Here is a 12,810-nt window from a genome sequence, read left to right as displayed (position 1 = left end):
ATAAAAACCTCTTTTACTTCTGATGTTTGACTAACATCAGAGACCGCATAATCTTCGTTTTAATTGTATCAGATGCCTAGCCGACAATAGTAATATTAGATAACTACTCTGCGGGAGGAGCCGTCATGGCCGCACTACCATCGCTTATTAATATGATGTCACAGCTTATTGCATCGCCATCTATAAGTTCTAGTCAATCAAACTGGGATCAGTCAAATAAAGACGTCATTGAATTATTAGAAGGGTGGCTTTCTTCACAAGGGTTTCAATGTGAAGTCATGCCAATTCCAGGATACCCAAACAAGGTAAACCTGATTGCGACACTGGGCAAAGGCGATGGTGGTTTGGTGCTTTCAGGTCATACCGACACAGTGCCTTATGATCAAGGTCGTTGGCAATCTGATCCCTTCTTACTGGAAGAACGAGACAACAGACTTTACGGCCTTGGCTCATGCGATATGAAAGGCTTCTTTGCTATTGTTATCGATACTGTTCGGCAAATGGATTTGAAGAATCTTAAACAGCCTCTGATTGTCCTTGCTACTGCAGATGAAGAAACCTCGATGGCTGGCGCTCGCGCCTTAGTATCTCAGAATAAAATAAAAGCCCGTTATGCTTTAATCGGAGAGCCTACCTCCCTCACCCCTGTGCATGCTCACAAGGGGATTTTAATGGAGCGCATTCGCGTTACTGGACAATCTGGTCATTCATCTAACCCAGATCTTGGCAACAGTGCCATGGACGCCATGCATTCTGTTATGACTGAGCTAATGGCTTTTCGCGATAATTTGAAGAAAAAATACCGCGATGCTTCTTTCGTCATAGATTATCCAACCATGAATTTTGGTTGTATCCATGGTGGCGACAGTGCAAACCGTATTTGTGGACGTTGTGAGATAGATTTTGACTTACGCGCATTACCCGGTATGAGCAATCAATCTTTGGTTGATGAAATATCTAGATTACTGCCAAGTATTGAAAGCAAAACAGGCACGAAAATAGAAATGGATAGTTTATTTACCAACATTCCCTCTTTCTTCACCCCTATAGAATCAGACATAATTAAAACCTGTGAAAAGTTAACTAAAAATACCGCGACAAGCGTGGGTTTTGCCACAGAAGGTCCGTTTTTCAATCAGTTAGGTATTGAAACATTAATATTAGGCCCAGGTTCAATTGATCAAGCCCATCAACCAAACGAGTTTATGGCATTAAACCAGATCAAACCAATGCAACAAGTACTGCGTGGCTTAATCGAACGCTATTGTTTGCAAAACAATCAATCTAATCATCCAGAAAATGAGGAACAGCGTGTCTGACCAACTAAAATATGTGGACTGGTTTCGCCACTCATCTCCTTATATTAATGCCCATAGGGGAAAAACTTTTGTCATTTTGATTCCTGGCGAAGCGCTAGAAAGCGCTTATTTTTCAGGCATCATACACGACCTAACACTGCTAGATTCACTGGGCATTCAGCTTGTATTAGTTCAAGGCGCTCGCCCACAAATTGATAAAATGCTAGCAAGTAGAGAACACCCTAGTACTTTCGAAGCAGGTTATCGCATAACGCCTCAAGATCAATTGATGGACATAATACAAGCATCTGCGGCGGTAAGAGTCCAACTTGAAGCTCAGCTATCCATGGGCCTTTCTAATACCCCTATGGCAGGCGCTCGACTAAAAGTGTGCAGTGGTAATTATGTTATTGCTCGTCCACTCGGTGTGGTCAACGGCATTGATTATGGGCACTCTGGAGAAGTTCGCCGTATCGATTCTGATGCGATTTTTAGACTGCTCGAAGATGACAACATGGTGCTGTTACCACACTTAGGGTTTTCGCCCACTGGTGAAGTCTTTAACTTGAAAGGAGAAGAAGTTGCCATTCAAGCGGCAGTACAACTAAAAGCCGATAAACTGATAATTTTCACTGAAGAAGAAGGTATTTTCGATCAATGTGGCGAACTTTATTCAGAATTACTAACGCACGATGCTGACATTATTTTAAACGGTAAAACACTGAATAAAATCACTCATGCCGCATTGGAAGCTTGTGTTTCAGCCGTTCGTCAGCATGTGCCCCGTGCTCATATCATTTCTTTTAATGAAAATGGTGGGCTAATACAAGAGCTATTCAGTCGCGAGGGTGCTGGCACCATGATTGACGAAGACAGCTACGAGCAGCTTCGTCCTGCCCATATTGATGATGTCGGCGGTATGATGGCGCTATTAGCACCATTGGAAGAAAAAGGTGTTTTAGTACGTCGCTCACGAGAGCTGCTGGAAAATGAAGTTGATCGCTTTATTGTTATTGAGCGAGACGGTGCTATCGTTGCCTGTGCCGCGATTTATCCTTTCGAACAAGAGCATTCAGGAGAGCTAGCTTGCTTAGCGGTTTCACCAGACTACCGTGGCTCTAATAGAGGTGATCGTTTGTTAAAAGGCATCGAACAGGCTGCTAAAAATCTTCATTTAGAAACCGTCTTTTTATTAACGACTCGAACAGCGCATTGGTTTATAGAACGCGGATTTAGTGAAACATCTCTTTCTAGTTTGCCCGCGAAGAAACAAGCACTTTATAACTACCAACGTAATTCAAAAATCTTCTCTAAGCAGCTCTAATTAGAAGCGGTAGCAAAGAAGTAAAATATAACCATAAGCGGCCTTAACAAGGCCGTTTTTTTTAATCTATAAAAAAGCCTCTGTTCGTATTAACAAACAGAGGCTTTTTAGCATTTAGGCAAGACACTACAAATTATTTAGTGATCTTGAATGGAATAAACATTGGGTAGCCATCGCGAATAACACGCATTGGTACAGAACGATCATTAGGCACTTTCTTCGCAATTTCTGAGAAGTTTGCCGCGCCCTTAATATGCTGACCATTTAGCATGGTAATCACATCACCTTTTGCAAGACCATTTCGAGAAGCGACACCACCAATTACACGCTCAACAACAACACCACCTTTGATATCCAGTTGTTTTGCTAAATCAGCAGGTAAATTACCGACGATCATACCTAAACGGCTTTGATCTTCTTTCTTCTGGGCCAAAGACTTTTGATTGTTAGGACGAGTTTCTAGCGTCAAAGGAATCGTTTTGTCTTTTCCATCTCGGAAGACTTCTACATCAACTTTATCACCGGCTTTCATTTGACCAACAATGTAAGGAAGCTCACCTGAGTGATTAATATCTTTACCATTAAATGCCAAGATAATATCGCCTGATTTCAACCCTGCTTTCTCTGCTGGAGATTTCGGCATAACACGGCTAATTAAAGCACCATGCGGACGTTTTAGACCAAATGATTCAGCTAAGTCATTATTCACATCTTGAATCAACACACCTAACCAAGCACGAGACACTTTACCGCTCGCTTTTAATTGCTTAACAACAGACATGGCAACGTTTGTTGGGATCGCAAAAGAAACCCCCATAAAGCCACCAGAGCGAGTGTAAATTTGTGAGTTAATACCAACAACTTCACCATTCAAATCAAATAAAGGACCACCTGAGTTACCAGGATTAATCGCTACATCTGTTTGAATAAATGGCACATAATTATCAGAAGGTAAGTTACGTCCTGTTGCACTGACAATACCTGCGGTTACCGTATGGTCAAAACCAAATGGCGAGCCTATTGCTAGCACCCACTGACCCGCTTTCAGCTTATCTGAATCCCCCATTTTCACGGTAGGAAGGTCTTTCGCATCAATTTTAAGTAAAGCCAAATCGGTACGGCTGTCAGTACCAACGACTTTAGCCGTGTACTCACGACGGTCATTTAAACTAACGTGAATAACATCAGCACCCTTAACAACATGGTTGTTGGTTAAAATGTAACCATCTGAAGATATAATGAAACCCGACCCTAAAGAGCTTCTTTCACTTTCTTCTGGTGCTTGTGAATCCCCGCCATTAAAAGGCTGTTGGCCAAAAAAGTGACGGAAAAACTCATTTAATTCTTTGCTATTTTGTCCAATCTGCGGATTGCCGTCTTCTGCTACCGCTTTGGTTTTTACCATTTGCTCAGTACTGATATTGACGACAGCAGGCGATGCCTTTTCCACCAACTTAGTAAAATCAGGAAGTTCAGCAGCGTTGGCGAACATAGAAAACATCATAAAAACACTGACGGCCCCTATGTTTATTTGCTTAAGCAATCTGTTCATTGACTAGTCTCCTTAAGACGTATCAAGCTTTGTATTGTACTAAATGAAGGTTTTTAAGGTTCAGGGAGTAAAGACTAAAGGAATTTGGTTTCCCTGAGTGGGTGAAATTCGTAAAATTTTGGGATAAAAATCGGGGTTATTCTCTTCTTTCTGTGATTTTTTCTTTGCTAACCAGAGTCCTGAAAGAAGACCAACTAACGATAAAACAACAGATTCGCCGTTACTAGCGTGCCAAAGAGAAGGAAGTGTTGCACCGCCTACCAAGCCTAACAAAGGAACGAGATACACCCACAAAGAAGCTTGCAGCAAGGTATCTTCAGGGATACCAATAATTACTTTTTGGCCGACTTCAACATCGAAGGTATCAATTGCTTTCATTCGCATACGATTACTAGCAGACACTTGAGCAATAGCATGATGTCCGCAACCGTGTCTTGCACGACAAGAGGTGCAACTACTGGTTCGTATGGTTTCTACGTCGGCAAAACCTTTCTCAGTCGAAAGTACGGTACCGGATTCTTCAATCATAATTCTGCCTTTGGCATAAATACGGACATAAGTTTTTCTATGGTCACTTCAGGAACTTCTCCAACCATAGTAACCAAGTACAGTTGCTTACCAACTTTAATCGTTTTTTCACCCGCAACTGTCGCATTCATAGATAAATAAGACGTCGCTTTTTCCTTCTTAACTGGCTCGACGAAAATAGAGATAGTCGCCATGCCATCGGATAATAGCAACATGCTCGTACCATGATTCAATGCTCTTGCCTCTGGCCAAACCAAAGAGAAGCCATCAGGCAACCAATCAAATTTCCAATGACTCTTAATGCGCCTCGGTTTAGGCTCGACCATTTTCTTCAAGTACGACTCTTTCTTGGGGATAAAATCTCCCTCTTTCAAGTCTGGTGCAAAGTTTACCGAGGTAAATTGTATTCTGTCGAGCAAGGTACCACTTTGATCAATCACGTCGTGTTTTAATAAAAAGCTATTTTGTTTATCAAGCCAAATTTCATGAGAATAACGGTACTGATCTTTAGGAATTAGACGAATATTAAACGCTTCACGGCCAGCGATGCGTCCCATCTCTGGTCTCACGACAAAGTTATAACCTAATTTTAAGCGCTCACTATCCAGCCCTATAAAGCGCTTAAATGGTGTACTGGATACAATATGCTTATCAGCGATGGCTTCATTAGGGTAAACACAGATAACCATATTATCGACTCGAATAACTTGTATTTTATTGCCATCTAGATCAACAAGGCTTTCGTATTCCTTGCCATCTCTAAGTTCATGCTTCACTCGCATGCTATTTATTCGAGTATCTTCAGAATGTATAAAAACACCGTCATAATCCAGTTGAGAAAAAGATTGAGACATTTCTCTTAGCAACTGAACTGCATCAGGCTTGATTTCTGCCGAATGACCAAAAGGTGACAGCAGCATCCCCAACATCAGTAAGTAAACTCGTAACAACACGGACAACTTCATGTCTTTACTCTTTTTTTGTCGGATAGCTAGCAATACGCGCCATCGGAATCATACCCTGACCCGCTGTCATCGTTGCTTGCTCGGCATGCTGACGTAAATAATTTTTCAACCGTAGATTATTAGCGTCCATTGGTTGTTTTTTCAAATCAGATAACGACGCTACATGAGTGTGTAAGTTGTTAGGTGTCGTTTTTGCAGCTAAAGCCGTAGTACTAGTCGAGCCGGTATCTAAGATAAGATCACCACCTAATACAACAACAAAAGCCACACTTGCCGCAATCGCGAAGCCAGCCCACAACGGACGCTTCTTCGGTATTATCTTTTCTTCTAACATGGGCATCAATGCCACTAGGTTATTAGCAGGTGATTGATGCATCTCTTCGTCTAATTGAAGACTCACTCGTTCGGCAAAATTAAAACCATGATCAATTTCAGCTTCAGAACCTGAGTCTTTACGTAACGATTGCTGAATTAGATGAAAGGCTTCCATTTGCTTATTTAGCTCAGCAGAATCCTGCTTCAACAAATCATGAAGATCTTGTTCATTTGCCTCATCATCAAACATCGCAGATAGGCTTTCTAAAACCGCTTGTTTACTATCATTAGAGGTTGTCATAGGTCATTTCCTCCATCCATAAATGGACGTATTTGTTTTTCCACGGCTTCACGTGCGCGGAAAATCCTTGATCGAACGGTCCCAACGGGACAATCCATTATCTGTGAAATATCTTCGTAACTAAGTCCATCAAATTCTCTTAAACTCAACGCACCACGAAGCTCTTCAGGAAGTGCACGAATGGCTTCATGAATCGCGCTTTCGAGACGATCTCTGTTTAAAATGGCATCAGGCGTAGTAGAATCTAGTAACGCATCATGAATACTAAAGGCTTCATCGTTATCCAATTCAACATCTGACCCTGGCGGACGACGAGAGCGACTCACCAAATAATTTTTTGCTGTGTTAACCGCAATACGATAAAGCCAAGTATAAAAAGCACTGTCTCCTCGAAAGGAGTGGATGGCACGATACGCTTTTATAAAGCTGTCTTGAGCGACATCCAGAACTTCATGTTTATCTTGAACATAACGACCAATCAGCCCAATGACCTTGTATTGATATTTTAGAACCAACAGATCAAAGGCCTTTTTATCGCCTTGTTGGACTTTTTTAACTAACGCCTGATCTGAAGACGTTTCGGGCTGCATAGGCACCTCTTAATAAACCTCATTGACGCGCCTGTGCTGCTTATTCACTAAGAAGACAACGAGACACAAAGCGAGTTCCCATAAATGTCATAGAGACTTTATATTTTTACAGGGTACAGATTTTTGAGAAAAAAATGTATCTTCAAAAATTGTTCACTATTTCACAATAACAATAGTAACATTAATACTTTAGACATGAATCAGATCAATATTATGAGCCGTCACTTTAAACACGATATCGTCATCATTGGGGCCGGTGCTGCTGGGCTGACCTTAGCACTAGAACTTGCCAACACTCACAGTGTCGCTATTTTAACAAAAGCAGACATTCGAGAAGGCTCGACACTTTATGCCCAGGGTGGCGTGGCGGCGGTGCTTTCAGACGAAGATACGATCGAATCTCACATTGAAGACACCATAGATGCGGGTGTCGAACTAGGTGATCCCGATGCCATTCGGTTTACGGTAGAGCACTCTAAAGAAAGTATTAATTGGCTCATTGAGCAAGGTGTGCCTTTTACCCGCTATGGAGAAAGCGAAAATTACCACTTAACAAAAGAAGGTGGTCATAGTCATCGTCGAATTATTCATAGCGCTGATGCAACAGGTTTAGCCATTTCTAAGACGATGATTAAAAATGCTATCAATCACCCTAACATCACCTTTTTTCCAGACCGAGTGGCAATAGACCTTGTTACGACTCAAAAACTTGGCTTAGCAGGTGACAACAGAGTCGTTGGCGTTTACGCCCTTAATCTGGACGATGATGTTATTGAGGTGTTCCAAGGGCAATCCGTTTCCTTAGCCTGTGGAGGAAGCAGTAAAGTTTATCTTTATACTAGTAATCCTGACACGGCATCTGGAGATGGCATCGCCATGGCTTGGCGTGCGGGCTGTCGTGTTGGCAATATGGAGTTCAATCAATTCCACCCTACTTGCTTATATGATGCCAAGGCTAAAACATTTCTTATCTCGGAAGCCGTGCGCGGTGAAGGTGGGAAATTGTTGCTTCCTGATGGTTCACGGTTTATGCCAGAGTTTGATGAAAGAGCCGAATTAGCACCTCGAGACATTGTCGCTCGTGCCATTGACCATGAAATGAAACGCTTGGGAATAGACCACGTTTTATTGGATATTTCCCATAAAGACGAAAGCTTTATTAAAGAACACTTTCCTACTATATATAAGCGCTGCTTAACCTATGGCCATGATATGACGAAGGGCCCGATACCCGTTGTACCCGCTGCCCATTACACTTGCGGGGGGGTCGTTGTTGATCAACACGGAGCAACCGATATAAACAACCTTTATGCCATTGGAGAAACCGCCTATACAGGCCTCCATGGCGCTAACCGTTTGGCAAGTAATTCGCTACTTGAATGTATTGTTTACGCGCGTTCTGCGGCACAACATATTCTTAATACCAAAACACATTATGAAGACATTTATATTCCTGATTGGGACGAAACAAAAGTAACCGATTCAGATGAAGACGTTGTCATTACACATAACTGGCAGGAACTGAGACGTTTCATGTGGGATTATGTCGGTATTGTGAGAACAGACAAGCGGCTACTCAGAGCAAAACATCGAGTTGACCTTCTGCGTTCAGAAATTCAAGAGTTTTACAGTAACTACAAAGTGTCCAGTGATTTACTGGAACTGCGTAACTTAGCGGTTGTTGCTGATTTGATTATTCGCTCTGCGATGTCTCGAAAAGAAAGTCGTGGTTTACATTTTACCTTGGACTACCCAAACAAAATGGAAAACAGCAAGCCTACTATCTTAAGCCCAGACACCACGGCTTAACTACTTTTTAACGGTAACTTCGCTACGCTTCAGAATTTTTTGTTGCGCAGCGAAGGAACGCAGCACTCGATAATCGTGATAAGACAAACTGTCTCGATAAATCACACGATAAGAAGGCCAAATACCGTCTTGCCAACGAGAATTCCCTCTCACTTTGGCAATCAACTGAACCCCATTTGCTCGCACAAAATCTAATCGATAAGACTGGTCACCCTCTTGCCAATAAACACCCTTTTCATCAATGCCTACGCGTGGCATACCTAATTTGAGTCTTCGAGCAATAAAGTACACAAACAAAAAGAAGACAAGCAAAGAAATGGTAATCCACAAGAAAGGGGGAAACCAAAATAGCCTCATTAAAAGAGCACAACACCCTGAAAATAATAACCAGAGTGTTATGCCAATTAAAGAAGATTTAAGTGCGGTAGTTTGCAGGCTGAACACGGGTCAGAATAATATCAACAATACGAGCAAAGTCTGGATCTTCTGGTACTTCTCTTTGCATAAACCATTCGAATAACTCTTGGTCTTCACAGGCTAGCAAGGTATTGAAACGCTGCTTATCTTCCTCATCTAGTGTTAAAAACACATCTTCCAAAAATGGTTCAAGAAGTACATCTAACTCCAACATACCTCGTCGACACTGCATTTTAAGACGCCTAAAGGCGATGGAGTCCGCTGTATCACTCATTAAATTACCCTCTATAAGAATATCTCAATTATATCTATTTGCCACTGGACGGAAAACTGCTTATCAAGATTCCCTGATATTAATCACTAAAATGCCGTTACATAAATACGCTCAGAAAAGAACAACACCAACAAAAGAGTATTATTTTGACTCATTTTTTAACAATTTAATTAAAAAGAAACAAAATAGTACATTTATTAGCCTTTTCCGTACTAGCGAGTCAATTCACATCTACCTATATTAATAGTCACTTGGTAGTCAATTTCCAAGACTAGGTATGAATATAAAAACAAAAGCCCCAAAATAGGGAAAACCTAATGAAAAGCCTTTCTAAAAATACCATTGCTTGCGCCGTGTCTTTAGCGACAGCGATAACAACAGCAAATGCCTTCGCCGACACTCAAATTACAGTGGCTACCGTAAACAACGGCCACATGATTGAGATGCAGAAACTCACCCCAGACTTTGAAAAAGCCAACCCTGGTATAAAAGTAAAATGGGTTACTTTAGAAGAAAGTGTATTACGCCAAAATGTCACACAAGACATCGCCAATAAAAGCGGTCTATACGATGTGATGACCATTGGTATGTACGAAGCGCCTATTTGGGGTCAACGTGGTTGGTTACAACCTATTGACGCCAGTGGTAGTTATGATGAAAAAGACATTCTTCCTTCTATTCGTAGCGGATTGTCTTATAAAGGAACACTTTACGCAGCACCATTCTATGGCGAAAGTTCCATGGTTATGTACCGTAAAGACCTAGTAAAAGCAGCCGGTATGAAAATCAGCGATCATGATAGCTGGGACCATATCCGCGATGTAGCAAAAGCAATTAACGACCCTAAAAAAGGTATTTATGGTATCTGCTTACGCGGTAAAGCTGGCTGGGGAGATAACATGGCGCTTGTTACGACCATGGCAAACTCATTTGGCGGCCGCTGGTTTGACGAAAAATGGAAACCAGAAATCAACTCTCCTGAATGGAAAAAAGCAGTTAGCTTCTACGTTGATTTACTTGGAAAATATGGCCCTCCAGGTGCCAGTTCAAACAGTTTTAATGAAAACTTAGCCCTTTTCAACGAAGGCAAATGTGGTATTTGGATTGATGCAACCATTGCTGCGTCCTTCGTAACAGATCCTAAGCAAAGTAAAGTCGCTGATAAAGTAGCCTTTGCACAAGCCCCATATGAAGTGACTAAAAAAGGTTCTAACTGGTTATGGGCTTGGGCTCTAGCGGTACCGGTTGCCACCAAACATGAAGCGGCCGCGCAAAAATTTGTGCGCTGGGCGACCTCTAAAGACTATATAAAATTGGTTGCAAAAAACGAAGGCTGGGGCTCTGTCCCTACAGGCACTCGTGAAAGCACCTATGAAAACCCTAACTTCCAAAAAGCAGCGGTGTTTGCCAGTGCGGAGCTGAAAGCCATTAAATCAGCCGACCCTGAAGACAGCACACTAAAACCTTCCCCCTACGTAGGTGTCCAATTTGCCTCTATCCCTGAGTTCCAAGCAATTGGTACGACAACAGGGCAAATGATTTCTGGAGCACTTGCTGGCGCAATGACTGTTGATCAAGCATTAAACAATGCTCAAAAAGCAGCAGAGCGTCAGATGCGTCAAGCAGGCTATTACTAGCCTTCACTAGAAATAAGGTAGCGGACGACCGCTACCTTATTTGCTTATTGTGACCTGTCGCACGACGCCCTATTCATTATAATAAGAGATACTCACCATGAAGCGCTCAATCACTCGCTTATTAATGGCGCCATCCGTCATCATGCTTTTAGTGTGGATGATCGTGCCGTTATCGATGACCATCTACTTCTCGACCATTCGTTACAATCTTTTGTATCCGGGCCAAAATCGCTTTGTTGGCTTAATGAACTATGAGTTTTTTGTCACGGATCCTGGTTTTATTACCGCGGTTGCAAACACATTAATTCTGCTTTTGTCTGTCTTGGTCATCACTGTCGTTTTGGGCGTGATGCTATCCGCTCTTATCGATAAACCATTTTTTGGGCGCAGCATTGTTCGCGTCTTATTGATCTCACCTTTCTTCATTATGCCTACGGTCAACGCTTTGATTTGGAAAAACATGATGATGAATCCTGTCTATGGCATTTTTGCCTGGATTTCTGAATCACTCGGCTTGCAACCTATCGACTGGCTAGGCACTTATCCGCTGATGTCAGTGATTATTATGGTTAGCTGGCAGTGGTTGCCTTTTGCGATTCTCGTTTTTGTAACGGCGTTACAGTCTCAAGACACAGAGCAAAAAGAAGCGGCTCAAATGGACGGTGCAACGGGCTGGCATATTTTTCGTTACTTAACCATTCCTCACTTAGCACGACCCATTGCCGTGGTGGTGATGATTGAAACTATTTTCTTATTGGCCGTATTTGCTGAGATTTTTGTAACTACTGGGGGTGGTCCTGGCTATGCCAGCACTAACTTAGCTTACTTAATCTACAACCAAGCACTGCTTCAATATGACGTAGGCGTGGCGTCTGCCGGTGGTTTATTCGCGGTGTTGCTTGCCAATATCGTCGCTTTCTTCCTAATTCGTGCCGTCGGCAAAAACCTAACGGTGTGAGGTAACAAGATGACTCTTAATCAGCAACGAAAACTTAAAACACTCATAACTGGCCTGTTGGCTTGGTTTGTCGCATTACTTTTATTCTTTCCTATTTTCTGGATGTTTTTGACGTCTTTCAAAACAGAGCTACAGGCTATTTCTGTGCCGCCCACCCTGTTCTTTGAGCCAACACTAGACAACTACAAAATAGTGCAGGAACGCAGTGACTATTTATTGCATGCAATGAACTCTGTGGTCACCTCATTTGGCTCCACCTTTATCGCTTTGATCATCGCGATTCCGGCCGCCTACTCAATGGCATTTTTCCCTAGCAAACGCACCAAAGATATTTTGTTGTGGATGTTGTCGACGAAAATGCTACCAGCCGTGGGTGTATTAGTACCTATTTACATAATGTTTCGTAATAACGGCCTATTAGACAGTCGTACAGGTTTGATCATTATCTTCACGTTAATGAACTTGCCCATCATTATTTGGATGCTGTTCTCTTACTTTAAAGATCTACCCAAAGAGATTCTTGAAGCCGCCAGAATGGATGGTGCTACGCCATGGGATGAAATGATCAAAGTCGTGCTTCCTTTGTCCATCGGTGGCATTGCCTCTACAGGATTGTTATCCATCATTTTATGCTGGAATGAAGCTTTTTGGTCACTCAATTTAACCGCTTCTAATGCCGCCCCATTGACGGCAATGATTGCATCTTACTCAAGCCCTGAAGGCTTATTTTGGGCCAAGCTGTCTGCTGCATCAACGATGGCGTGCGCTCCGATCGTCGTGTTTGGTTGGTTCTGCCAAAAACAACTCGTCCAAGGCCTTACATTTGGTGCCGTAAAATAATT

The 12,810-nt window shown here is 42.3% G+C and carries 13 protein-coding genes; 6 read left to right on the top strand and 7 right to left on the bottom strand.

Annotated elements, in window-relative coordinates:
- Window positions 1-125: 125 nt before the first annotated feature.
- Together argE and argA are read left to right on the top strand one after the other, a co-directional pair.
- On the top strand, window positions 126-1,319 hold the full coding sequence (argE, locus tag V6259_RS15655) for an acetylornithine deacetylase (protein ID WP_341585358.1): 1,194 nt from the start codon (window positions 126-128) through the stop codon (window positions 1,317-1,319).
- Entirely contained in the window at window positions 1,300-2,622 is a 1,323-nt protein-coding gene (argA, locus tag V6259_RS15650; RefSeq protein WP_341585357.1) for an amino-acid N-acetyltransferase, read from the top strand. The genes argE and argA overlap by 20 nt, the downstream gene beginning before the upstream one ends.
- Before the next feature lie 133 nt (window positions 2,623-2,755).
- Here the strand turns inward: argA and V6259_RS15645 are convergent, their stop codons facing one another.
- The 5 genes from V6259_RS15645 to rpoE are packed head-to-tail and all read right to left on the bottom strand — an operon-like array spanning window position 2,756 to window position 6,873.
- Complete coding sequence (locus V6259_RS15645) at window positions 2,756-4,174, bottom strand: DegQ family serine endoprotease (RefSeq protein ID WP_341585356.1); 1,419 nt, start codon at window positions 4,172-4,174, stop codon at window positions 2,756-2,758.
- 60 nt (window positions 4,175-4,234) lie between these two features.
- On the bottom strand, window positions 4,235-4,702 hold the full coding sequence (locus V6259_RS15640; RefSeq protein ID WP_133011835.1) for a SoxR reducing system RseC family protein: 468 nt from the start codon (window positions 4,700-4,702) through the stop codon (window positions 4,235-4,237).
- Window positions 4,699-5,667, bottom strand: a complete 969-nt coding sequence (locus V6259_RS15635; RefSeq protein ID WP_341585355.1) for a MucB/RseB C-terminal domain-containing protein — start codon at window positions 5,665-5,667, stop codon at window positions 4,699-4,701. The genes V6259_RS15640 and V6259_RS15635 overlap by 4 nt, the downstream gene beginning before the upstream one ends.
- A gap of 4 nt (window positions 5,668-5,671) precedes the next feature.
- On the bottom strand, window positions 5,672-6,283 hold the full coding sequence (locus V6259_RS15630) for a sigma-E factor negative regulatory protein (RefSeq protein ID WP_341585354.1): 612 nt from the start codon (window positions 6,281-6,283) through the stop codon (window positions 5,672-5,674).
- Complete coding sequence (gene rpoE / locus V6259_RS15625; RefSeq protein ID WP_341585353.1) at window positions 6,280-6,873, bottom strand: RNA polymerase sigma factor RpoE; 594 nt, start codon at window positions 6,871-6,873, stop codon at window positions 6,280-6,282. Before rpoE ends, V6259_RS15630 begins: the two co-directional genes overlap by 4 nt.
- 213 nt (window positions 6,874-7,086) lie before the next feature.
- On the opposite strand from rpoE, the gene nadB reads away from it, so the two are divergent.
- Window positions 7,087-8,682, top strand: coding sequence for an L-aspartate oxidase (gene nadB / locus V6259_RS15620; protein WP_341585352.1), 1,596 nt, complete (start codon window positions 7,087-7,089; stop codon window positions 8,680-8,682).
- Here nadB and V6259_RS15615 read toward each other — a convergent pair whose 3' ends face one another.
- Window positions 8,683-9,039: a hypothetical protein gene (locus tag V6259_RS15615; protein WP_341585351.1), complete on the bottom strand. Its 357-nt coding sequence runs from the start codon at window positions 9,037-9,039 to the stop codon at window positions 8,683-8,685.
- 58 nt (window positions 9,040-9,097) lie between these two features.
- On the bottom strand, window positions 9,098-9,373 hold the full coding sequence (locus V6259_RS15610; RefSeq protein WP_133011841.1) for an FAD assembly factor SdhE: 276 nt from the start codon (window positions 9,371-9,373) through the stop codon (window positions 9,098-9,100).
- Window positions 9,374-9,690: 317 nt separating this feature from the next.
- On the opposite strand from V6259_RS15610, the gene V6259_RS15605 reads away from it, so the two are divergent.
- The 3 genes from V6259_RS15605 to V6259_RS15595 all read left to right on the top strand — a co-directional run bounded on the left by V6259_RS15605 (window position 9,691) and on the right by V6259_RS15595 (window position 12,808).
- Window positions 9,691-11,010 carry an ABC transporter substrate-binding protein gene (locus V6259_RS15605; protein ID WP_341585350.1) on the top strand — a complete coding sequence of 440 codons (1,320 nt, stop codon included), beginning with the start codon at window positions 9,691-9,693 and terminating at the stop codon, window positions 11,008-11,010.
- Between the two features lie 97 nt (window positions 11,011-11,107).
- Entirely contained in the window at window positions 11,108-11,968 is an 861-nt protein-coding gene (locus tag V6259_RS15600; protein WP_341585349.1) for a carbohydrate ABC transporter permease, read from the top strand.
- 9 nt (window positions 11,969-11,977) lie between these two features.
- Window positions 11,978-12,808 (top strand): carbohydrate ABC transporter permease, encoded by an 831-nt coding sequence (locus V6259_RS15595; protein ID WP_341585348.1) that lies wholly within the window; start codon window positions 11,978-11,980, stop codon window positions 12,806-12,808.
- Window positions 12,809-12,810: the final 2 nt, after the last annotated feature.

The organism is Marinomonas sp. TI.3.20, from assembly GCF_038155025.1.
Lineage (GTDB): Bacteria > Pseudomonadota > Gammaproteobacteria > Pseudomonadales > Marinomonadaceae > Marinomonas > Marinomonas flavescens.
This window is presented reverse-complemented; position numbering and strand designations above follow the sequence as displayed.

Bases quoted from the DNA above. Each gene is read 5' to 3' on its own strand.
- argA (WP_341585357.1), top strand. From the start codon at position 1,300: ATGAGGAACAGCGTGTCTGACCAACTAAAATATGTGGACTGGTTTCGC.
- V6259_RS15595 (WP_341585348.1), top strand. From the start codon at position 11,978: ATGACTCTTAATCAGCAACGAAAACTTAAAACACTCATAACTGGCCTG.
- argE (WP_341585358.1), top strand. From the start codon at position 126: ATGGCCGCACTACCATCGCTTATTAATATGATGTCACAGCTTATTGCA.
- V6259_RS15615 (WP_341585351.1), bottom strand. From the start codon at position 9,039: ATGAGGCTATTTTGGTTTCCCCCTTTCTTGTGGATTACCATTTCTTTG.
- V6259_RS15605 (WP_341585350.1), top strand. From the start codon at position 9,691: ATGAAAAGCCTTTCTAAAAATACCATTGCTTGCGCCGTGTCTTTAGCG.
- rpoE (WP_341585353.1), bottom strand. From the start codon at position 6,873: ATGCAGCCCGAAACGTCTTCAGATCAGGCGTTAGTTAAAAAAGTCCAA.
- V6259_RS15600 (WP_341585349.1), top strand. From the start codon at position 11,108: ATGAAGCGCTCAATCACTCGCTTATTAATGGCGCCATCCGTCATCATG.
- V6259_RS15610 (WP_133011841.1), bottom strand. From the start codon at position 9,373: ATGAGTGATACAGCGGACTCCATCGCCTTTAGGCGTCTTAAAATGCAG.
- V6259_RS15640 (WP_133011835.1), bottom strand. From the start codon at position 4,702: ATGATTGAAGAATCCGGTACCGTACTTTCGACTGAGAAAGGTTTTGCC.
- V6259_RS15635 (WP_341585355.1), bottom strand. From the start codon at position 5,667: ATGAAGTTGTCCGTGTTGTTACGAGTTTACTTACTGATGTTGGGGATG.
- nadB (WP_341585352.1), top strand. From the start codon at position 7,087: ATGAGCCGTCACTTTAAACACGATATCGTCATCATTGGGGCCGGTGCT.
- V6259_RS15630 (WP_341585354.1), bottom strand. From the start codon at position 6,283: ATGACAACCTCTAATGATAGTAAACAAGCGGTTTTAGAAAGCCTATCT.
- V6259_RS15645 (WP_341585356.1), bottom strand. From the start codon at position 4,174: ATGAACAGATTGCTTAAGCAAATAAACATAGGGGCCGTCAGTGTTTTT.